Annotated in this window: 21 protein-coding genes; 7 read left to right on the top strand and 14 right to left on the bottom strand. The window is 36.4% G+C overall.

The genetic code is table 11. The annotated features are described in order from the left end of the window. Positions 1-12: 12 nt before the first annotated feature. On the bottom strand, positions 13-1,011 hold the full coding sequence (locus ABMA78_RS09115; RefSeq protein ID WP_392859237.1) for a hypothetical protein: 999 nt from the start codon (positions 1,009-1,011) through the stop codon (positions 13-15). 92 nt (positions 1,012-1,103) lie between these two features. Next, positions 1,104-1,670, bottom strand: a complete 567-nt coding sequence (locus ABMA78_RS09110; protein WP_392859234.1) for an NAD(P)H-dependent oxidoreductase — start codon at positions 1,668-1,670, stop codon at positions 1,104-1,106. An 84-nt stretch (positions 1,671-1,754) separates the two neighbouring features. Between ABMA78_RS09110 and ABMA78_RS09105 the strand changes: the two genes are divergently transcribed. Beyond that, a complete protein-coding gene (locus ABMA78_RS09105) occupies positions 1,755-2,306 on the top strand; it encodes a TetR/AcrR family transcriptional regulator (protein WP_392859231.1) in 552 nt (183 codons plus the stop codon). A gap of 36 nt (positions 2,307-2,342) precedes the next feature. Here ABMA78_RS09105 and ABMA78_RS09100 read toward each other — a convergent pair whose 3' ends face one another. Genes ABMA78_RS09100 through ABMA78_RS09090 form a run of 3 tightly spaced genes read right to left on the bottom strand, consistent with a single transcriptional unit; the run spans position 2,343 to position 4,869 of the window. Continuing rightward, positions 2,343-3,053, bottom strand: coding sequence for a class I SAM-dependent methyltransferase (locus ABMA78_RS09100; RefSeq protein WP_392859229.1), 711 nt, complete (start codon positions 3,051-3,053; stop codon positions 2,343-2,345). Further along, positions 3,053-3,691: an HD domain-containing protein gene (locus ABMA78_RS09095; protein ID WP_392859227.1), complete on the bottom strand. Its 639-nt coding sequence runs from the start codon at positions 3,689-3,691 to the stop codon at positions 3,053-3,055. Before ABMA78_RS09095 ends, ABMA78_RS09100 begins: the two co-directional genes overlap by 1 nt. Positions 3,692-3,705: 14 nt before the next feature. Then, positions 3,706-4,869, bottom strand: a complete 1,164-nt coding sequence (locus ABMA78_RS09090) for a lanthionine synthetase C family protein (RefSeq protein ID WP_392859225.1) — start codon at positions 4,867-4,869, stop codon at positions 3,706-3,708. Between the two features lie 132 nt (positions 4,870-5,001). On the opposite strand from ABMA78_RS09090, the gene ABMA78_RS09085 reads away from it, so the two are divergent. Then, entirely contained in the window at positions 5,002-6,735 is a 1,734-nt protein-coding gene (locus tag ABMA78_RS09085; protein WP_392859223.1) for a cystathionine beta-synthase, read from the top strand. A 25-nt stretch (positions 6,736-6,760) separates the two neighbouring features. Here the strand turns inward: ABMA78_RS09085 and ABMA78_RS09080 are convergent, their stop codons facing one another. Then, on the bottom strand, positions 6,761-7,786 hold the full coding sequence (locus ABMA78_RS09080; RefSeq protein WP_392859221.1) for a hypothetical protein: 1,026 nt from the start codon (positions 7,784-7,786) through the stop codon (positions 6,761-6,763). A 259-nt stretch (positions 7,787-8,045) separates the two neighbouring features. Between ABMA78_RS09080 and ABMA78_RS09075 the strand changes: the two genes are divergently transcribed. After that, entirely contained in the window at positions 8,046-11,207 is a 3,162-nt protein-coding gene (locus ABMA78_RS09075) for an RCC1 domain-containing protein (protein WP_392859219.1), read from the top strand. Positions 11,208-11,243: 36 nt separating this feature from the next. Here ABMA78_RS09075 and ABMA78_RS09070 read toward each other — a convergent pair whose 3' ends face one another. Together ABMA78_RS09070 and ABMA78_RS09065 are read right to left on the bottom strand one after the other, a co-directional pair. Continuing rightward, on the bottom strand, positions 11,244-11,486 hold the full coding sequence (locus tag ABMA78_RS09070; protein ID WP_392859216.1) for a hypothetical protein: 243 nt from the start codon (positions 11,484-11,486) through the stop codon (positions 11,244-11,246). Positions 11,487-11,501: 15 nt separating this feature from the next. Next, positions 11,502-11,903, bottom strand: a complete 402-nt coding sequence (locus tag ABMA78_RS09065; RefSeq protein WP_392859213.1) for a MerR family DNA-binding protein — start codon at positions 11,901-11,903, stop codon at positions 11,502-11,504. Positions 11,904-11,977: 74 nt separating this feature from the next. Here ABMA78_RS09065 and ABMA78_RS09060 point away from each other — a divergent pair, with 74 nt between their 5' ends. After that, positions 11,978-12,445, top strand: a complete 468-nt coding sequence (locus ABMA78_RS09060; RefSeq protein WP_392859211.1) for a DUF2938 domain-containing protein — start codon at positions 11,978-11,980, stop codon at positions 12,443-12,445. A 314-nt stretch (positions 12,446-12,759) separates the two neighbouring features. On the opposite strand, the gene ABMA78_RS09055 is transcribed toward ABMA78_RS09060, so the two are convergent. Continuing rightward, the gene (locus ABMA78_RS09055) at positions 12,760-12,972 is read right to left on the bottom strand and encodes a hypothetical protein (protein ID WP_392859209.1); all 213 of its coding nucleotides are present in this window, start codon (positions 12,970-12,972) and stop codon (positions 12,760-12,762) included. Between the two features lie 59 nt (positions 12,973-13,031). Next, positions 13,032-13,304, bottom strand: coding sequence for an RNA recognition motif domain-containing protein (locus ABMA78_RS09050; RefSeq protein ID WP_392859207.1), 273 nt, complete (start codon positions 13,302-13,304; stop codon positions 13,032-13,034). 396 nt (positions 13,305-13,700) lie between these two features. On the opposite strand from ABMA78_RS09050, the gene ABMA78_RS09045 reads away from it, so the two are divergent. Beyond that, positions 13,701-15,164: a hypothetical protein gene (locus ABMA78_RS09045; protein WP_392859206.1), complete on the top strand. Its 1,464-nt coding sequence runs from the start codon at positions 13,701-13,703 to the stop codon at positions 15,162-15,164. Positions 15,165-15,179: 15 nt separating this feature from the next. Here the strand turns inward: ABMA78_RS09045 and ABMA78_RS09040 are convergent, their stop codons facing one another. Beyond that, a complete protein-coding gene (locus ABMA78_RS09040) occupies positions 15,180-15,857 on the bottom strand; it encodes a hypothetical protein (RefSeq protein ID WP_392859203.1) in 678 nt (225 codons plus the stop codon). A gap of 176 nt (positions 15,858-16,033) precedes the next feature. On the opposite strand from ABMA78_RS09040, the gene ABMA78_RS09035 reads away from it, so the two are divergent. Next, positions 16,034-17,047, top strand: coding sequence for a S8 family serine peptidase (locus ABMA78_RS09035; RefSeq protein WP_392859200.1), 1,014 nt, complete (start codon positions 16,034-16,036; stop codon positions 17,045-17,047). A 22-nt stretch (positions 17,048-17,069) separates the two neighbouring features. Then, positions 17,070-17,993, top strand: coding sequence for a hypothetical protein (locus ABMA78_RS09030; RefSeq protein WP_392859198.1), 924 nt, complete (start codon positions 17,070-17,072; stop codon positions 17,991-17,993). Here ABMA78_RS09030 and mnhG read toward each other — a convergent pair. Genes mnhG through ABMA78_RS09015 form a run of 3 tightly spaced genes read right to left on the bottom strand, consistent with a single transcriptional unit; the run spans position 17,988 to position 18,882 of the window. Next, the gene (mnhG, locus tag ABMA78_RS09025; protein ID WP_392859196.1) at positions 17,988-18,272 is read right to left on the bottom strand and encodes a monovalent cation/H(+) antiporter subunit G; all 285 of its coding nucleotides are present in this window, start codon (positions 18,270-18,272) and stop codon (positions 17,988-17,990) included. The two genes, ABMA78_RS09030 and mnhG, sit on opposite strands and share 6 nt — an antisense overlap. Then, positions 18,269-18,538 (bottom strand): monovalent cation/H+ antiporter complex subunit F, encoded by a 270-nt coding sequence (locus tag ABMA78_RS09020; protein WP_392859193.1) that lies wholly within the window; start codon positions 18,536-18,538, stop codon positions 18,269-18,271. Before ABMA78_RS09020 ends, mnhG begins: the two co-directional genes overlap by 4 nt. Then, complete coding sequence (locus tag ABMA78_RS09015; protein WP_392859191.1) at positions 18,535-18,882, bottom strand: Na+/H+ antiporter subunit E; 348 nt, start codon at positions 18,880-18,882, stop codon at positions 18,535-18,537. The genes ABMA78_RS09020 and ABMA78_RS09015 overlap by 4 nt, the downstream gene beginning before the upstream one ends. Positions 18,883-18,890: the final 8 nt, after the last annotated feature.

Genomic DNA, 18,890 nt, shown 5'->3' with positions numbered 1-18,890 from the left:
CTCCCGAAATTACTAGTACTTCACTTTGATATAGTTAAGGTCTTTATCAAAAATGTATATTGATTTATCTTCATGTTTACTTGTTAGACACTCTGGGTATAAGCCTTTTTTAAAGGCCATTGTATATAAAACGCCATTTTCGATTCTCTTTGAAATCATGCCAGTTTTATAATTCATCCCAACGCACTTGTGGCTTAATCCTGTAATAGGATTAGATGTAACAAAGGCCCCTTTATCAATTTCATTGATTACTTTAAAAGAGAGCTTATTATAATCTTCGTCTAATTCTTCAATATTAAAGTCGATTTTGAAGTTTTCACTAAGCGCATTATCAATATTAATAGACTCGATGATCTCAAACTCTTTATAAGAAACAATGTCACCGGAAATCTCTTTAACCATCTTCAACTCATTATCAAACCAAAATTCATAAGTTCCATTTTGATCGAGGTTTCCGACTCGTCGGGCGGCCAAGTATTGTATAGGAGCATCAGTGATATGTGCAACGTAGTTCTTAAGGTTTTCACTATCATCCCTTCTCTTCAAAAGAATTTTTCCATTTTCTAATAATTTTGAATTCGGAGTACTGTCGTAAAAGCTATGACGAAGAATATTTTCGGCTTCAATTACATCAAATACTTCAAGGATAAGTTCTTTATTTGCACCTTTCTTTCTAAAGACAGGATTAGCTCCGGAGATATCTAATACTTCAATATTAGATAAATCAGAAACGCTTAACTGGGCAACTAGTTTAGCTGTATCACGAGTTTTAAAAAATAGATTGCCGTCGCTTAACTCACTAACCAGATTTACAGGACTATAAGATATCGATAAATCGTCGTATTTTACTCGCTTCAGAATATCAATGTTTTCCAGGTTGAATACGCTATTATTCCCTACAGAACTGACTTCTGCAGAGTCACTTTGAAAATTCATACGACTACTTGTCTTATCTTTACATGAAATTAAAAGTGACGGTAAGACTAATGATAAAATGAATAAATGCTTCATTCTAACTCCTAATAGTTAACTATTACTTAAAGTTAGCATGAATAAATTTTAGTTTGTGTGTTACATGATTATTTACATAGGGTGAGCAATGATTAATCAATTTGCTTCATTTTCTCTATCCAAGACCTTGTCTTATTTTCATCGAAATTACGCACAGGTCCCACTAAAATCGTTCTCATAGTTTTTATCCCTGAGAAGCTAAGAATTAAACTTTTAAGCAGCTTTGGTCCTAAATTCCCTTGAACGTACTTGTAATAAAAAGGTGGCGTATCCATTGTCGTAACAATTGTCGCAGTCTTACCACTCAGAAGTTTTGTTTGAAAGCTCTGCCCTGGCTCAAACTTAAAGGCAAATCCTGGCAAGAAAACACGATCAAAGAAACCCTTTAATTTGGAAGGTAGACTCCCCCACCATGTTGGGTAGAAGATAGCGATATGACTGGCCTCTTGTATTGATGTCTGTGCAGAAATAAGCACATCTTCAAGAGGAACAATTTCTTTATATCCTTTGTCTAAAATAGGATTGAATTCAATTTCAGATAGATCAATTAAGCTTACACGATTTCCCTTGGCTTCCTGTGCCTCAAGATAAGACTTGGCAAGAGAGTATGTAAGAGATGTTGAATCAGAATGACCTTGGATAACTAAAATATTTTTCATATGCTCCTCAAATATTAACACTTGTTCACATAATATAAGTTAACACTTGTTTACTTTCAAGCCAAAAGAAGGCAAAATGAAGAAATGAGAAAAAAATCGAATACTTATCATCATGGCGCACTTAAAGAATCAATCCTATTAAATGCAAGTCAAATCATTGCAGAGAATGGGAGTGTCGATTTCTCAATCAGAGATATTAGCAATGCTTGCAAAGTATCTCCTGCTGCAATTTATAAGCACTTTAAATCAAGAAATGAAATTGCAGTAAAACTTGCTCTTCAAGGAGTAAGTCTTCTTAAAGAAGAGTTTGATATTATTTCAAACTCAAAGTCCCCTGGCCTTCTAAAGTTCTGTAAAGCTTATATTAATTTTGCAAAAGAAAACGAGGGACACTTTAGGGCCATTTATTTTAAGAAAATTTGTTCAATGGATGAGTTTCAAGAAGTTGAAAGCATCACAGATCAACTCTATGCATACCTTTTGGAATCAATCGATACAAAGACAAAGCTTAAGAAAGATGATTATAAAATAAAGAAAATATTGGCCTGTATCCACGGCGTTTCGTTTCTTATCATTGATAATTGTGCAGAATTTTCTGAAAAGGAAATTGATAAGATCCTAAAAGATATAATTTAATTAGCTCCATGAGAATGGATTCATGGAGCGCAAATTTTATTTCGTTTTATAATATAAGTTGAATGTGTAATCGATTGATGTACCTTTGTGTACTTCTAGAATTTCTTTCGCAATATTTTCAGGAAATTCAATTGCAATAACACTTTCAAAATCTTCACGAGACTTAAAGCTCCAATTTGAGTCAATAACTTCAAGCTTAAAACCGCGATCAAACCAAAACTTATCAATCTCTTCTTGGTGAGTATCACTAAAGTTAAAGCTTTTTTTAACCCAGCCTCCAAAGCTTCCACGCTCAAGATTATTATCAATCATAAGAAAGGTCCCACCTCGTTTTAGCACACGAAACACTTCATCAAGTCCTGGTTCACACCCCTCTCCCCAAAAATAAGCAAAGCGTGCATAAGCAAAATCAATAAGGTCATTACTTAGAGATAAGGCCTCTGCAGTTCCCTTTAATAAAGACACATTCTCTAGGCCCAAGTCACAAATCCTCTTCATGCCTTTGACTCGGTTAACATCAAATGGCTCAACACCAAAGACATGTCCTGCATATTTTGCAAAGTGTGGTAAATGGAAAGCTGTCCCGCAACCAATGTCGAGAATATTCTTTCCTTCAAGGTCGAAGCTACTCTCCATGAACTTTTCTATTTTATTTTCTGGGTCACAAGCAATATTTTCAATTTCGTATACACCACTATTATCATGAATATTTGGGGAGTCGTGAAACCCTTTATTTAAATCACTCATTAATTATTCCTCTTATATGTTATTTCTGTTTTAAGTTGATCTAAGAAGGCATGAAAGAAAGCAAGCCTTCTCTTCCCTTCTTCTTTTCCTGCTTGCGTGTTAAGACGGTCATTTAGTTTTAATAACTTTTTTTCAAAATGATCTAGAGAAAAACTCTTATCATCTAAAGAGCGCTCTTGTGCCCATGGATCATCAAGATGATAAAACTTAGATTTCATCTTAGTTCCACAACTGGCCCATCTCATTACACCGATGGCACCCATTGCATCGAGCTTATCTGCATCTTGTAAGATCTCTGATTCAATTGAGCTGGCCTTTAAGTTGGCACTATATGAATGCTCTAAGATAACTTGTGCAATATGCTCAATTTCACTATTAGAATAATCACTTTCACCAAGTAAGGACTTCGCTTTTTGAGCAGCAAGAGCACTGGCCTTACTACGGTGCTCACTATTTTTAGGAATATTGATAATATCGTGTAAGTAAGCAGAAGCGCTTAAGACTCTCGAATTAACTTCATGGCCATGAGAGAGTCTCTCACATAAGTTTGCTACCCTAATAACGTGAGACCAGTCGTGACTCGGATCATCGTGATCATAGTAAGATCTGATTTTATCTAGTAATTCTTTTTCAAACATTTAAGACTCTCCAATTAAATGATGTCTAGGAAAGGAAAATCACTTCCTTCATTAATACAGTCAATAAGATAAAGAGCAAGTCCCATCTCTCCTGTAAAAAGAGTAGCACGGCCATTTCTTTGAGTTAGTGCATGCATGGCAAATGAACGAGCGCGATTAAGCCATTTCTTATCACCAGTTCTTTTATAGAGTTGTAAGAAAGCATAACCATTTCCATCTGTTCCATGACAAAGAGAAATCCCTTTATTAAGTGGCCCAGCTTGCCAGATAACCTCAGCTGATTTTAAAAGGCAATCATCAACAAATTCATCGCGAGGATAATTTACAAGTGAAGTTACTACCCCAGGAGCTCCATGACACCATTGTGTTAACTGCTTTATTTGCGGCATTGAAGGATAGACAACTTCATAATTCATCATCTCACCTTCTTCCTTACTAACAGCTTTCATAACTTTTTTAACGTGAGCAAGGAGATAATCCCTATCACCTTGAGAGAGAAGATTAATCTCTTTTAAGATTCCAAAAATATTTCCAAAGTAGCCGTGGCCTGCTCCAATATAGCGAACCTTCTTGCCATACATATCTTGTTCCCAAACAAGCTCACCTTTGGCCTCTTCTTCTTTCAGTTTTTTAATTAAAAAATCGACATTTTTTAGGAAGAGTTTCGCCCAACGCTCTTCTTTTGTTTCTCGATAAAGAAAAGAAGCTGCAAGCATAGTTCCAGGAGCACCCCATAGGGCCTCAATAGTTGCGTTTTCAATATTGGCCTCAACTAATTCAAATATTTTATCTTGAATTTCTTTCGATGGGGCAAATTGGTTTTTAACGAGAAGAATCCCAACTTCTCCAAGAAAAAGAGAAGGAACTACATTTTCAGTATCTGGGCGACGAAGATAGTCCTCATGAATTTGATTTAATAATTCTACTTTATTAAAAGGGAGCTCACGATTAAGAAATCCTGAAACTTTATTCAACGCCCAAACAGTACCTGCAGCGCCATAATAAATCGTCTTATTACTTTTGATTTGCGCATCTTCATTCTTGTCAGCAATCCAATACTTTTTAGCATCAAAATTTCTCAGAGTGTCATTAAAAATTAACTCAATAACTTCGTTTACTTTCTCTAAATTCCATCCAGCATCGATCAAAGTTTCGTGCTTTGTTGGTTCAAACAACATAATTATCCGTATCCCTGTATTATTAGGATTATTTTAACATTGTGTTCAAAAAAAATCCCCTGCCAAAGGCCGACATCTGATATTTTATATCGTAGAATCTCACCAAATATTGAATCAATTACGGAGTTCCTTATGGAAGCAAATATAAAAGAAAGACTAACGCAAATCGTAAATAATATGCCGACAGACTGGCTGCGCTTAACGACACACAGACTTGATATCTATAATGAGTCACTTGCCAAAGTTGAATTTCTTCAAAAATTAGAAGCTGGAGTTGAGCTTGAAGAGCTACCAACTGCATATGATTATATTCGCCTTGGCCACCCTCTTTCATGTGTTCTAGAGTGGGCCATTGCAAAGGAAGCTGACTTAAATCCAGAGAGTGTTATTTCATTTTCTTCAGAGACAATGCCAATCCTTGCTGTTCTTAGAGCAAATAAATTTAAAGGGATTCACACTCAAATTGTAAGTGAAAAGCCTCTTTCAGAACTCTTTCAATCTGTTTATCAATATGACTTCATTCAAAATCAAACAATGGACAAAGACTTTGATGGAACAACGATTGTTATCGATGGAAGTGAAAAAGCTGATATCAATGTTGCTCGCTATCCAAATCTTGGAAGTGTTATCACTGTTAATGACAACAACGCTGCTTACATTAAAGAGATTCAACACGTAAGACGTCGTGAATCGATTGCCATGACTCCGCAAAACTGTCTTACAGTAATTAAGGCCATGACTGGAGAAAGTCCAAAAAGCACGGCTCCTGTAGATACAACAGAGCTAACAAGAACAATTCAAGGAATTACAAATTCTAAGACTCCTGTTGCTTTTAGCAATTGTGGGCTTTCTGCTCAATATGCAATCATGATGGGGCAAGTTCACTATGCAAATGAAAATCACCCAGGAAAGGATATTAAGTTTATCGTGCCACCAAATTGCTATGGCGGAACTAATGATCAAGCAAGACGTGTTGCTGCTTGTATTGATAACGTAGAGATCATCGATCTTCCAGTTGATAGTGGCAAGGATATGGTAACAGAACTTGAGCGCATTCTAACAGACGTTGCTCATGCCGATGCTGTTCCATATATTATTGGAGAAATTCCTACAAACCCACGTGTTGAAATTCCTGACTTAATAAAGCTTCGTGAAACACTTAAAAAGCCAAGATTCACAAATGATGGTGCTACAGCTGTTGGTGCAGTCTTTAATCTTGATCAAACATTTTGTCCAAATGTGAAATTCTTTGGCGATCACGGCTACCTAAATGACGTTAAGGTTATTTCATATGTAAGTGGTTCAAAATTCCCAAGTGGTGGACTTTGTACAGCAGGCTATGCTGTGGCAAGTGATAGTGCTGCTGAATATATGAGCTTTGTTGAAAATCACTTAAAGCTTTGTGATAACGTTGCAACAAATTTACAACTTCAAATTCTTACTCGTGAAATGCCAGCGATGAACGAAAGAATTACAAAGGCCTATGCAAATACACGTGGGTTCGTTGATTATATTCAAGAGCAACTTCCAAAAGCAAAGATCAACTTTGTTTCACATGAACTTGCTGATGCAACATTTACACCTTCTGTTTTCTCACTAGACCTTCCGGCCACTAGCGAAGAACACAAGCGTGAACTAAACCACAAATTAATTCGCATGATGATTGATGCTATTCCTGAAGAAAGTAAGCATTGTGTAAGTTATGGCCAGCTAAAAGGCTGTTACTGGACTGTTCCGGCCACTTCAACTCAAGGAACAACGAAAGAGAGCGACAAAGACTATATTGTTCGTGTCTCTGTTGCTGCAGATTTTAATTTAGAAAAACATAAAGAAATTTTTAAAAGATTTGTAAAAGAGGCTTATTAAAGCCTCTCTTATAACAAGCGCCAAACTAAAATTTGTAACCGAAGCCTATTCCCAGTCGATTAGCTGATAAGTTAGAAGGACCACTCATCGTATGATACTTATACATACCGTGGAGAAAGAACTTCTTTGTTATTTCGCCAGAAAGATAAATAATGATTTTCTGTCCCTGAAATTCTCCGGTGTTTACAGAAGAATTGTAGGCGAGATTTCTATTCGAAAAAAATGATTGCGAAATGCTTAATTTAGAATAGAAGTTTCTTTTAAATAACTGAAAGCTTTTACTAATACCAACAGTAAAGTAACCAACAAGATTTGTATCAAATTGAATTTCATTATTAACTAGGCCATCAATATTAAAAGTATTAAACCTTTCAACATCAAAACCAAAATGTGCATTAAACTTACTTCTATAATTATAATCAGCATAAATATTGAATCCAATTTCAGGATCAATTTTATGCTTATCTAATGATTGATTATCTGAGGCAGTATTAAGATGTGAATAGTAAAGACTTGATGAATAAGTAAATGGCCCCTTATTAGGACTATAGATCGCCATGGCACCTAATGAAAAAGATGAGTTTTGATTAAACCTAACTCGATCACTCCCTTGCTGCTGTTCAAAACTTCCTTTAGAAGTCATATAGAATAAAGAGTATTGAAACTTTTTCGACCTCTCCTCTCGATTTCGGCGATACGCCTTGGCCTTGCTAATATAATTAATAATGCTATTTTTTAAATTTTGGTCGTAGTCTCCAATACTTGTAAAGTCGACAGTCTTTAGATCAATATAGAGTTTAATTTTTGTCTTTGATGCAAGTCGATCCCAATTCTTAATTTCTTTATTTGCATTTATTGTTTTTTGAACAACCTTATTATTTTTCGAAAATTTAAAATTACTCTTCGTAAACTTTAGATAAATATCTTCAAGTGACTCTTCTTGCTGTACAAGATAACCAAAGCTAATCACTCTCTTAAAGTACTTTTGATCAGCTGCATTTACATAAGAAGCGAATGTAAATATAAGAACAAAGAAAACTGTTTTACTCAATTTTTCTCTCCAAAAAATAAAAGAAACTTAAATAAAATTATATTATTTCCTACATAATTTATCTTTACATGGAAGAATAATCCAACATTAGTAAAAGTACGCGCCACAGTTTGCTAATTTATTGGCATATTTCTATATAGATAGATTAGAAAACAACCGTAAGCAACTGATTACACGTACTCTTTTAAAAACGTTTACAATAAAGTTTATCGTCCCCAATGTCGATACGAAGATGTGTTATGTAAGGGAGAGGGCAAAAATGAAAATAATATTCATTTTATCTTTATTATTTCTACTAGGAAGCTGTCTAAAAGAATCAGAAATCCTTATTGATGTTGGCCAAATAAATAACAACCTAATTGTTTTAGAAGATACTTCTACTAACTCCAAACTATACACAAGTTCGACGACAGTTAATGTTGAAAATAATGGTTTTGATGCGAGTTCGAAAATTTGTATAAGTGAAACTCAAACTACTCTACCTGCAACAACGGCAGCAGGAACGTGTGGTGGCGCCAATTGGATTTCTCCTATTCCAACAAGTTTCACTCTCTCTGGAGGAGATGGTCAAAAGACTGTCTATATTTATATCTCCGATTCTTCTGATAATATTTCTTCTGAAATTTTCACTCAAGATATTACTCTTGATATATCGGCCCCAACACCAACTTCGGCCCCAACATTCGGAACAGTCCCTTTAAGTCTTTCAAGAACTCCAAATATAACATGGACTACAGACTCAACTGATAATATCGCTCTTGAGGGCTACCAAATCAAAGTAACAAAATTCTCTGACTCAACTCTTATTCAAGACTGGACTGATTTTACAAAAGGCAGCTACATCAGTGGTATAACACTAGAATCATCTACTGATTATCAAGTTGAAATTCGTGCCATCGATATGGCAGGGAATACAAGTACAGTTCAAAGCGCAAATTATACATCAGCTCTTGTTATAACAGCTCTATCATTTGGTACGGAAGCCTTCTCTCTTGTTGAGCAACCTGGAGGAGCAGGACCAGGACCAAATACGACACTGACGTTGACGAACACAACAGGCTCAGCGACAGGGCCTCTATTTTCTCCTAATCTATATGGTGGCGCTGCTAATTTTCAAGTTGTGAATGATAATTGTACTGGCTTCTCTTTGAGTGACGGCAGTTCGTGTACAGTTGATATAAGACTAAATGCATCTCAAGATGGCTTCTACCTTACGACAATTTATTACACAGATGGAGTGACGACGTCTTCAGAACACGAGGTACGTGGGATGGCCACAGGATTTAGCGGAAGCAATACTTACATGATTGGTTTAAATAACGCGATTACTAGTGTTTATGATTCTGCTGACTATGGTTCTACATATCCAAATGAGTTTTATAAAATGATTGGTGGTTTTCAGTGGGATGAACTTAGTCTTTCAAATAATTTTTCATGCGGGATCACAACGAATGCTAAGCTCTACTGCTGGGGAAGTGGAACATGGGGACGTCATGGGGATGGAACGACAAATGATAATTATTATCCAAGTATCGTTGAAGCTTCAAAAACGTGGAAGGACGTTGTTGTAGCTAACCGTGATGTTTGCGCAATCGATTCCACTGATGATCTATACTGCTGGGGTAATACATATACAAGTACACCGGCCCTAATGCCAGGAGGCTTAAAGTGGAAGAGTATAGCTTCGACACGAGGACTTCATATTTGCGGAATTACTAATACTGATGATCTCTACTGTTGGGGAGATAATAGTTACGGACAAATTGGTATTGGTGACAACACAACCTTAACCCCAAATCCAACTCAAGTAACTCCAGGGACTAAATATAAATTTGTTTCAGTCGGCTATCGCTTTACATGTGCGATCACGAGTACTGATTTAACGTACTGTTGGGGCGAAGGAGTTGCTGGCCAACTTGGTGATGGAAATAGTGCTGACACCTACTCTCCTTCTCTCGTCTTAGGAGGCCATACATTTACAAAAGTCGATATATCTCGATACCACGCCTGTGGACTAACAGACGGGAGTGAAGTTTACTGTTGGGGCGGAGGAACTCCTGCAACAAGTGGAGCACTTGGGAATGGACTAGGTGCTGCTTCAGCCTCGCCAGTAAAAGTTTCAGGATCACAAACTTGGGTAGATATCGGAATCCAAGGCCAGAGTTTTTCTTGTGGAATTGATAACACAAACACAATGTATTGCTGGGGCTCTAATGGCTACGGTGTATTAGGTAATGGTAATACAACTAATCAACTAACTCCTGATCTCGTCGTAGGCTCTTATTCTTGGAGTAAAGTAAGGATGGCAAGATTTAATATATGCGCAATCACGACCTCAAACGAAGCATACTGCTGGGGTGACTATTGGCCATACGGTGGTATTGCAAATGGAATAAATGATGGTGGTTATTATGTGCCAAAGAAAGTCCCAGGTAATCTCGATTGGAAATTTATCTCTAGTGATTATGAAAACTTTTGCGGGATTATTTCAAATGATGACCTCTATTGCGTCGGTGGTGATGTTGATGGACAACTTGGAGATGGTGGTGCAAATACAAGTCAATATACACCAGTCTTAGTTAGTGGCGGACACAAGTGGATAAGTGTAACATCGACTTACTCAACAACTTGTGGAGTAACAACAACGAATGATGCTTATTGTTGGGGAGAGAACTCTCTAGGGCAAGCAGGAAGTGGAGATGCAACCGCAGCATTCACAACACCAAACCTTGTTGTCGGAGGACATAGTTGGCTTAAGGTGAATAATAATCAGTCATCAACATGTGGCCTACGTACAGATGGAGCTGCTTATTGCTGGGGATCTAATCGTTTTGGCCAACTTGGCAATGGTGTGACTACTGGAGACGCGACGCCATTTCCAACACCAGTTGCTGTATCAGGTGGACATATTTTTTCAGACATTAGTGTTGGAAATAATTTTGCCTGTGGGCTTACAACTGGAAATGATATCTATTGCTGGGGACGTGACGATGACGGCCAATTAGGAAATGACACTTCATTTACAGACTCAAATACTCCGGTACAAGTTACAGGAGGTTCAGGCATTTGGAGATCTCTAAGTGTTGGAAATGATCATGTATGTGCCGTAAGACTTGATAATAGTGCATATTGTTGGGGCGATGGAAATAATCGAGCAACAGGTGTATCCACAGACTCCCCTCAACCTATTATTGTACCAGGTGGACACTCGTGGTCGACATTTCAAGCAGGTCTTTATCATAGCTGTGGACTTGAGAATGGTACTAGTGACATGTACTGCTTTGGTTATGACTCCGGAACAGAGACGGGAGCTGAGCCACAAGACGCTTGGGGTGTAAATCCTAACTTGATAAAGTACAATCGTGGAATAAAATTTAGTGAAATCTTTGTGGGAGGAGCAAATACATTTGGTATCCCCTAACCTTATGTAATAGATGAACTAAAATATTTTGGATAATTAGAGAAGTTTAAAAGCTAAAGCTGAAACATTTTCCGGGATTTTCTCATGTGAAATTACTGTAGCAATTTTCCACTTAGGAATAAGCTTGTATACTTTCTTTAAGCATACTGCACGAATAGGACGAACAACCTCACTACCCTCGGCACAATCTTTAAAGAACTTCAACTCAAGGAACAACGAAAGAGAGCGACAAAGACTATATTGTTCGTGTCTCTGTTGCTGCCGACTTTGAACTGACAAAGCATAAAGAAGTCTTTAAGGATTTCGTACGTGAGGCCTATTAAGGGCCTCACTCATTAGCTTTTGAAAGTTAGGACAAGAAAAGTGATCTTTTTCCCTACAGTTATTCAAGTGTTCTAAGCTACTCTTCATCTTCTTTAGCTTCTTTATTTGCTCATCAATCTCATCAATCTTCTTCGTGAAAAGTGAGCGTCTTACCCTAAACTTACCATTAGCAGTTAGCATTGAAGAAATATCGTCTAAGCTGAGGCCACAAGATTGTGCCAATGCAATAAATGAGAGGTTGTTAATCACTCCCTTAGCAAAGACACGTTTTAATCCATTTCTTCCCACTGATTTTATTAGACCAATCTTTTCATAATAACGAATCTTAGAAGAAGCAAGGGAAGTAATTTTTGATAATTCACTTATATCCATACAAATCCTTTAAAACATAGCTTGACTTGAAGTTAACTTTAACTTGTAGAGTGAGGATAACAAAGGAATATTTTATGAAAATTATAGTACTAGGAATTCTTGCAACTGTTTTCATGGACCTGTGGGCCTATTTCATAAAGACCGTCTTCAGAGTGAAAGGACTTGATTACAAATTCGTTGGCCGATGGGCATATTATCTTACAAAAGGAGTTTTCTTTCATGATACGATTATTCAAACGAAGCCGGCACCAAATGAAAAACTAATTGGATGGACAATTCATTATCTAATTGGAATCTTCTTTGCTTATCTATTGATTTTTACTTTTGGCAAAGCTTGGCTAGCATCACCACAAATTATGCCAGCAGTTCTCATTGGACTCCTGACTTTACTTGCCCCCTTTTGTATTATGCAACCGGCCTTTGGTTTTGGAGTGGCCGCTTCACTTACCCCTGCGCCACTAATAACAAGAGCAAAGAGTATAATGGCACATACATCTTATGGTATCGGTTTATACTTAGCAGGAGTAATCCTTTCTGCGTAAAAGATTAAGGGAGTTTAAAAGCAAGGGCCTTGACGCTTTTTGAAATTTTATCATGTGATAGAGCTATGGGGATTCTCCAATCAACTCTTACGATGAGAAATAGTAAGAACGCGATCAAAGGCATCTGCAATTGATGCTTCTAATTTCGTTTTATCTTCAACACAACAAGTTGAGAAAATTTAAAAAAATAAAGAATTTAGTATAAAGAACAAAAGAACTTCTAAGTAAATAATGTTACGATTAATATAAGCAAGCTGTCAGAATCAGGAATGAAATTACTTCCTTAGCAATTTCATTTCCAAGTCATTTGGTATTTAAGATAAAATAATTGAATTAGAACAAATACGCATTTTATCATTTGCTCTCACTTGAAAGTACTTTTTTAAATTGTCTTTTTCGAAGTGAACTTCGAAATAATCAAAGACTCCGTCATACAATTTAAAAATACCAACAACTCTTCCAACTCCATATTCATCTGAATATACTTTTGTTTTATCAATAATGTGTTTTTCAAAATCTATAATCATTAGTTTCTCCTAGTAAAATTGTAAAGGCGCCATAAAATGACGCCCAATTTATTTAGAAACTAGTAGCGATTGTGTGTTTTTTTCTTTGTTGTTTTTGCCATATTCACAATTAAAGATCTTCCCATAAAGTTTTTATCGTTAAGGTCATTAATTGCTTTTTCAGCATCGCTTGCAGTTTCCATTTCAACAAAACCGAAACCTCTTGCTCTACCTGACTCTTGGTCTCTTATAACATTTACTGCTACAACATTTCCGACATCAGCAAATAGTTTTTCTAGATCAGAGTTTTCAATATCGTATGATAAATTTCCTACATAAACATTTGATTTCATTTTTACCTCCAAGGTAAATCCCTTTAGTGAGATATGCTCATCACTAAAAGTAAAAGATATAACGAGACAACTGTCCCTATTACACAAGATTGTGTAATTTAAGTTTTAATTAAATTATTTAGACTGTTGCTAATAGCGAAAATAACCTAGGACAATTTATTTATCCTATAGTCAAAAAGATATTTATAATTCAGTGATTGCTAGCTACTTGGCCATAAAGAAAATCCCGACCTACCTAGTATAGCCTACTAATGCATTATAAGCAAATGTACGTAATTATGAATGAATGCAACTACTTAGAATGAGCAATGCAAAAGGTAGCATATCCAATTTAATATCAAAAAACTAACAGAAAACTGTCTTGGATCACCATTGTAACTATTGTAATAATAAAGTATGAAAAATTTTATTATCCTTTTAATCCTATTACCTACTGCATTCTTATATACAAAACTTCCTACCTACAATAACCAAGTTATCCAATTCGACATGCCAAATAATGAGGGAATTGATGTCAGTGAAGACTACCTTTCATTTGCACTTGATATGGCACAAGTACTTGGTGGAAAATGGTGGGAAGGATCAATGGATTTCACAGGCGGACGTGGTGGAAAGATAACAAAACCATTTGATTTCAACCGAAATAAATTAGATGAATTATTAAGACCTCTCGCCCCCTTCACCCTCAGACTAGGTGGTTCAGAAGCAGACTCCGCACACTATGATATTAAGTCGACTCGCACAGTACTTACTCAATCAGAAAAGGAACAAGGCTTTCAAACTCTTTTTAACAAGACCAAACTCGACAATATTAAAAGCTTTGTCTCTAGAAATAATTTAGATCTTCTTATCACACTAAATATTGGGCCAGGCTATCGTAATGATGGAGAGCTTAATCTGACTCCAATTGAAAATTTCATTCAAAATCTATCGCAAGAGATCAAGGACATAAAGTACTTTGAACTTGGAAATGAGGCCAATGCATTCTTTCTAAACTATGGGCCTTTTGGTCAAATTAGTGAAAGCGAATATAAGAGAAACTACCGTGAGATTAAAAATATTATTAGAAAGTACTATCCTGAAGCGAAGCTAGCAGGCCCGGCCAATGCCTTTTGGCCAATCTTGGGAGAAGTCTTTGATTGGTTCACTGTAAACTCTTTTAATATTGTTAAAGATCTGGGTAGTGAACTCGATATCTACACTTGGCACTACTACCCGACTCAATCCACTCGTTGCCCACTTCAAGTTATTAAATCAGACAACGAGAGCATGATTAAGGCCATTAAATCCAATGATATGATTGAGACAATGGAGGCCATTGCAAAAGTCACAAAAGGGCGCTCAAAAGAAGTTTGGTTAGGAGAAACTGGCCCTGCTCAATGTGGAGGTCAACCTGGTGTATCAACAGAATTTAACTCTGCTCTGTGGTTCTTCGATCATATTTTTAAGGTCATGGCAGCTGGAAATAAGAAGCTTATTCGCCAAACAATTGTAGGCTCAGATTATGGCCTGATTAACGACAAGGAGCTTAGACCTAATCATGATTATTATATTGCTAGGATTTATAAGAAATTGAATATTACAAAGATATATTCGAGACCTAATGATTCAGTACATACAGTATGTGCCAACAATAAGATATCGTTCTTAACTTCAGTTATTGATGGCCAAACCATCACTCTACCAAGAACTACAGATAAGTATATGACTGTGAATGAAAAGGCCCTTTCAGCATTTGATCATCTTAGCTTTGAGAGTCAATTTGAAAAGAAATGGGAAGAAACTCGTCGTGACAAAATTGATATCAAAAATTCGACGATATTGATTATAAAGACAACAACTGGCTGCAACGAATTGTAGCCAGTATTAAAAAGCTTATCTTCTTACAACTCTTTTCATTTCTTCATTACCATAACATCTCATATACAAGTGGTAAGAAGCACCATTATGAACTTTTGGTGAAAAGTGAAGTTGGTAACGAATTGTCACACTACGCTTAGAGTGATCCGTCGTTAGGCCTTTAAAATTTCTATCATTAACAAGGTAGCTATAATTTTCGATACCATTATCTCTTGAGTACAACTTAGAGAACTCAACATCTGACTCAAAGTATTCAATCTCATCCAGTGGCGCAGTAAACTCTTCATCCACGAGTGATTTGATCAGAGAGACAAGAAATTGCTTCCCCTCACTCTTAGAATAAGACTTCTTGAAGTTAACTAATGGTAGTCCAGCAAAATATGTATATAGGCTTGGTGCTGTTTGATAAACAAAGCGTTGATAAAGATACTTATAATCAACAAGCGGTAGTTCAGCATTTTCAGGAGTAAATCCTCTATCAAGGTGTAGAACTTCAGCAGGCCCTAGGCTCTCCTTAGTATAGACAAAGTTATTACGAAACGAGATTTTCTTATCCTGAAATAGCGTCTCATAAGTAAAAAGATCTTGATAAGAAGCGCTAAATTCGCATCCACCTTTATATCTCTTATAATCAACGGCCCATGTATTTAGCCCAAGTACTAATAGAATAATCGCAAGTGATATCTTTCTCATAACAGTCCCTAAATAAATAATGTCTTCAAAGTTGTTACGTTATAGCAGATTTAAAATTTGAGACGGAAGGATTGTAAAATCTTTAGGATTATTGGCTTTGCCCTTGTTCCAAGTAACTAAAAATACTATAAGTCCCGGAAGAAAACGAATATAGAACGACAAGGAATACCTATCCTATGAAGATAATCATATCTCTTCTTTCACTTCTTACATTAAGCGCGGCCCTTGCAAATGATCCTCTTGAAAAAGATCAGTGGTATCTAAAATATAATACTAAGAATAAGGGCGCTAATATTGAGAAGGCCTGGAAGATCCTTGAATCGAATTACCAACCAGTCATTGCAATTATTGATGCAGGTTTTGACGTCAATCATGAAGACTTAAAAGATAGCATTCTTATCAATAAGGATGAGATTCCAAATAATGGTATTGATGATGATAATAACGGTTATACTGACGATTACTATGGTTATAACTCCAATAAGAAAAATGGTGATTTGGCCGGCGATTACGATTTTCAAACAAAGCACGGTACAGCTGTAGCAGGAGTCATCGCTGCAAAACATAATAATGACATTGGTATCAAAGGTGTCGCTAAGGGGATAAAGATCATCCCTATCGTCAAGCCAGAGCCTATGGCAAAGAGAAAAGAGAAACTTCCACACCTCATTGAGGCCATGAGATATGCCATGGAGCGAGGTGCAGATATCATCAGTTTTTCTGCACGTCTAAAAGTAACTTCTCCTGCATTTAAAAAAGCTCTTAGAGAGCTCAATGACAAAGGTATTCTTGTCATTGCTTCTTCTGGAAACGTAGGAGTTGAAAACTCAACAAATCGCTATCCAGGGGCCTATGCAGATGAGTTTCCAAATATCATAGTAGTCGGATCAAATGATAAGAATGGAAAAAGAGCGAAGTCCTCAAATTATGGAAACAAGTCTGTCCACCTCTTTGCACCAGGTGTAAAAATTCAAACGTCTCACCTATCGGATACATATGGTTATTCAAGTGGCACGAGCTTTTCAACACCACTTGTGGCCGCCGTTGCAGCTATGGTTCTAGCAAAGCATGGCCCTGAAGCGAGGTGGACAATGCGTGAAAGGCTTATACAAACAAGCCGTCCTCTAAAGACGCTAGAAGGTCTTAGTGTATCAGGAGGGATTATTGATGCCTTCGAGGCGCTCAAGTAATAATTTGTGATATAATGGAGAGATGATAAATCAACTCCTTGATAACTTCATTCCTCTATTCTTCTTAGGGGCCATGGCCATCTTCGGACTCTTCTTTCATCTTCTTATCAGAAGTGTAAACTCATACTATAAAAAGCATGGTAGGCTCACAAAAGGTAAGATTATTGCCTTTAAAGAAGAAACCAAGACAAGAAGATCACGTGGTAGACGTGAAACCTCGACAACTATTCGTCCAGTTATTGAATATATCAAACAGGGTGAAAGAAAGTTATTTCTCGGAACAAATCAGAACTATCTCAATAACTTCATAGGAAAAGAAGTTGAAATTTACCTCGTTGAAGACAAGGAAAATCAAGTTCTACAAAAAGACAATGTTTATAAAGTCTTTACCTATGTCTCCCTACTCTTTGTCATAATCCCATTGGTAATTATTGGGCTTTTAAAAGTTGATCTCATCTATAAAATGACTATTCCGTTTTTATCACTAGTGGCCTTCACTCCCATAGCTCTTGTGATCAAGGGCCGCATGAAAAAACACGCATTAGCTTCAAACGATCACCGAGGACTTCTCGAAATCATGAGGGAGAAGATGATTACGAATAACGATGTTATTGCCCCTTCTGATTTTGAAAATAGCGATAAGTATATCAAGACATCAAGAGACTTTAATAAGAAACTTAGAGTCGCAAATCTCTTTGGTGTTATCTTCTCCCTTATCTTTGGAGGAGGTCTCTATTTTCTTACCATACATGTCTACACAACAAAGATGTCACAGGCAGAAAAACAAATTATCGATAATTTTCTTGAGGATATGTCCAATTACCAACCTCTTCTAGACCAATTGGGTAAGAGTGATGATATAACAATACTCATTGCACTTAGCGGCTTTGCAGTGATTTTGACATATGCTTTCGTGAAGAACTTAAGCGGTTTACTAAAGTCATGAGACTTCATTCTTCTTAGCATAAGCATAGGCCATAGCATGGGTTGCAATTGGTGTTGTAATAAGAAGAAATATGAAGAGTACAAAGTTGGTAATCATAATATTAATTTCAGCAATAATCATACTAGAACCCAATAAGATAAGTGCAGCACCAAAGGCACTGGCCTTACTTGCAGCTTGAAGCTTCATAAAGAAGTCTGGCATTTTAATAAATCCAACAACTGCCAAGAAAACAAAGATAGAACCTAAGAGAATTAAGACCTCACCTATTAAATGTATCATTTACTCTCCTTATTCATATCTGATAAAAATACAGCAAAGACAAATGCAGTAACGAAGCCAACAATCGCAAATAGTTGCGCTATATTGTGAAAGAATGTATCTCTATTTGCTGTATACAGTATTAGAAAGAGACTAACTCCTGAAATTCCAATTAAGTCGAAGGCCAAGACTTTGACCAAAACTTCTTGTTCTCTCTTTGCTTCGATTGTCAGCAAAAGAAATGTTAGAATAACAATACCAGTTGAAATCATTAGTAGCACACTCATTTAGATTTCTCCTTTTGACTTCCTCTCAATATCCTTAACACACGATTTTCAATAATTTCCTTAAATTCTTTTATTGCTTCCTCTTCGTTTTCTAAGAACATCATATGAATATATAAGTGTGATTTATCTGGGTCTAAATCAATGACCATTGTCCCCGGTGAAAAGGTAATTAAATTAGAAAGAAGAGCAATTTCAAAATCGCTTTGTACTTCGAGTGGAAATTTTATAATACCAGGAGTAGATAAGTTTTGAGGCGTAACAACATCTTGCGCGACTCTTAATGCCCCTAAAGAAAGATCCCATAAGTAGAGAATAACAAATTCAAAAATATACCATAATCTCATCGACACCT

This window comes from Halobacteriovorax sp. RZ-2, assembly GCF_043196685.1.
Lineage (GTDB): Bacteria > Bdellovibrionota > Bacteriovoracia > Bacteriovoracales > Bacteriovoracaceae > Halobacteriovorax_A.
The sequence above is the reverse complement of the archived record's forward strand: the minus strand, read 5'-3'. Positions and strand labels throughout refer to the sequence as shown.

What these genes read in the sequence shown, in the direction of transcription:
- ABMA78_RS09115 (WP_392859237.1), bottom strand. Translation starts at nt 1,011, where the DNA reads ATGAAGCATTTATTCATTTTATCATTAGTCTTACCGTCACTTTTAATT.
- ABMA78_RS09110 (WP_392859234.1), bottom strand. Translation starts at nt 1,670, where the DNA reads ATGAAAAATATTTTAGTTATCCAAGGTCATTCTGATTCAACATCTCTT.
- ABMA78_RS09105 (WP_392859231.1), top strand. Translation starts at nt 1,755, where the DNA reads ATGAGAAAAAAATCGAATACTTATCATCATGGCGCACTTAAAGAATCA.
- ABMA78_RS09100 (WP_392859229.1), bottom strand. Translation starts at nt 3,053, where the DNA reads ATGAGTGATTTAAATAAAGGGTTTCACGACTCCCCAAATATTCATGAT.
- ABMA78_RS09095 (WP_392859227.1), bottom strand. Translation starts at nt 3,691, where the DNA reads ATGTTTGAAAAAGAATTACTAGATAAAATCAGATCTTACTATGATCAC.
- ABMA78_RS09090 (WP_392859225.1), bottom strand. Translation starts at nt 4,869, where the DNA reads ATGTTGTTTGAACCAACAAAGCACGAAACTTTGATCGATGCTGGATGG.
- ABMA78_RS09085 (WP_392859223.1), top strand. Translation starts at nt 5,002, where the DNA reads ATGGAAGCAAATATAAAAGAAAGACTAACGCAAATCGTAAATAATATG.
- ABMA78_RS09075 (WP_392859219.1), top strand. Translation starts at nt 8,046, where the DNA reads ATGAAAATAATATTCATTTTATCTTTATTATTTCTACTAGGAAGCTGT.
- ABMA78_RS09065 (WP_392859213.1), bottom strand. Translation starts at nt 11,903, where the DNA reads ATGGATATAAGTGAATTATCAAAAATTACTTCCCTTGCTTCTTCTAAG.
- ABMA78_RS09060 (WP_392859211.1), top strand. Translation starts at nt 11,978, where the DNA reads ATGAAAATTATAGTACTAGGAATTCTTGCAACTGTTTTCATGGACCTG.
- ABMA78_RS09055 (WP_392859209.1), bottom strand. Translation starts at nt 12,972, where the DNA reads ATGATTATAGATTTTGAAAAACACATTATTGATAAAACAAAAGTATAT.
- ABMA78_RS09050 (WP_392859207.1), bottom strand. Translation starts at nt 13,304, where the DNA reads ATGAAATCAAATGTTTATGTAGGAAATTTATCATACGATATTGAAAAC.
- ABMA78_RS09045 (WP_392859206.1), top strand. Translation starts at nt 13,701, where the DNA reads ATGAAAAATTTTATTATCCTTTTAATCCTATTACCTACTGCATTCTTA.
- ABMA78_RS09040 (WP_392859203.1), bottom strand. Translation starts at nt 15,857, where the DNA reads ATGAGAAAGATATCACTTGCGATTATTCTATTAGTACTTGGGCTAAAT.
- ABMA78_RS09035 (WP_392859200.1), top strand. Translation starts at nt 16,034, where the DNA reads ATGAAGATAATCATATCTCTTCTTTCACTTCTTACATTAAGCGCGGCC.
- ABMA78_RS09030 (WP_392859198.1), top strand. Translation starts at nt 17,070, where the DNA reads ATGATAAATCAACTCCTTGATAACTTCATTCCTCTATTCTTCTTAGGG.
- mnhG (WP_392859196.1), bottom strand. Translation starts at nt 18,272, where the DNA reads ATGATACATTTAATAGGTGAGGTCTTAATTCTCTTAGGTTCTATCTTT.
- ABMA78_RS09020 (WP_392859193.1), bottom strand. Translation starts at nt 18,538, where the DNA reads ATGAGTGTGCTACTAATGATTTCAACTGGTATTGTTATTCTAACATTT.
- ABMA78_RS09015 (WP_392859191.1), bottom strand. Translation starts at nt 18,882, where the DNA reads ATGAGATTATGGTATATTTTTGAATTTGTTATTCTCTACTTATGGGAT.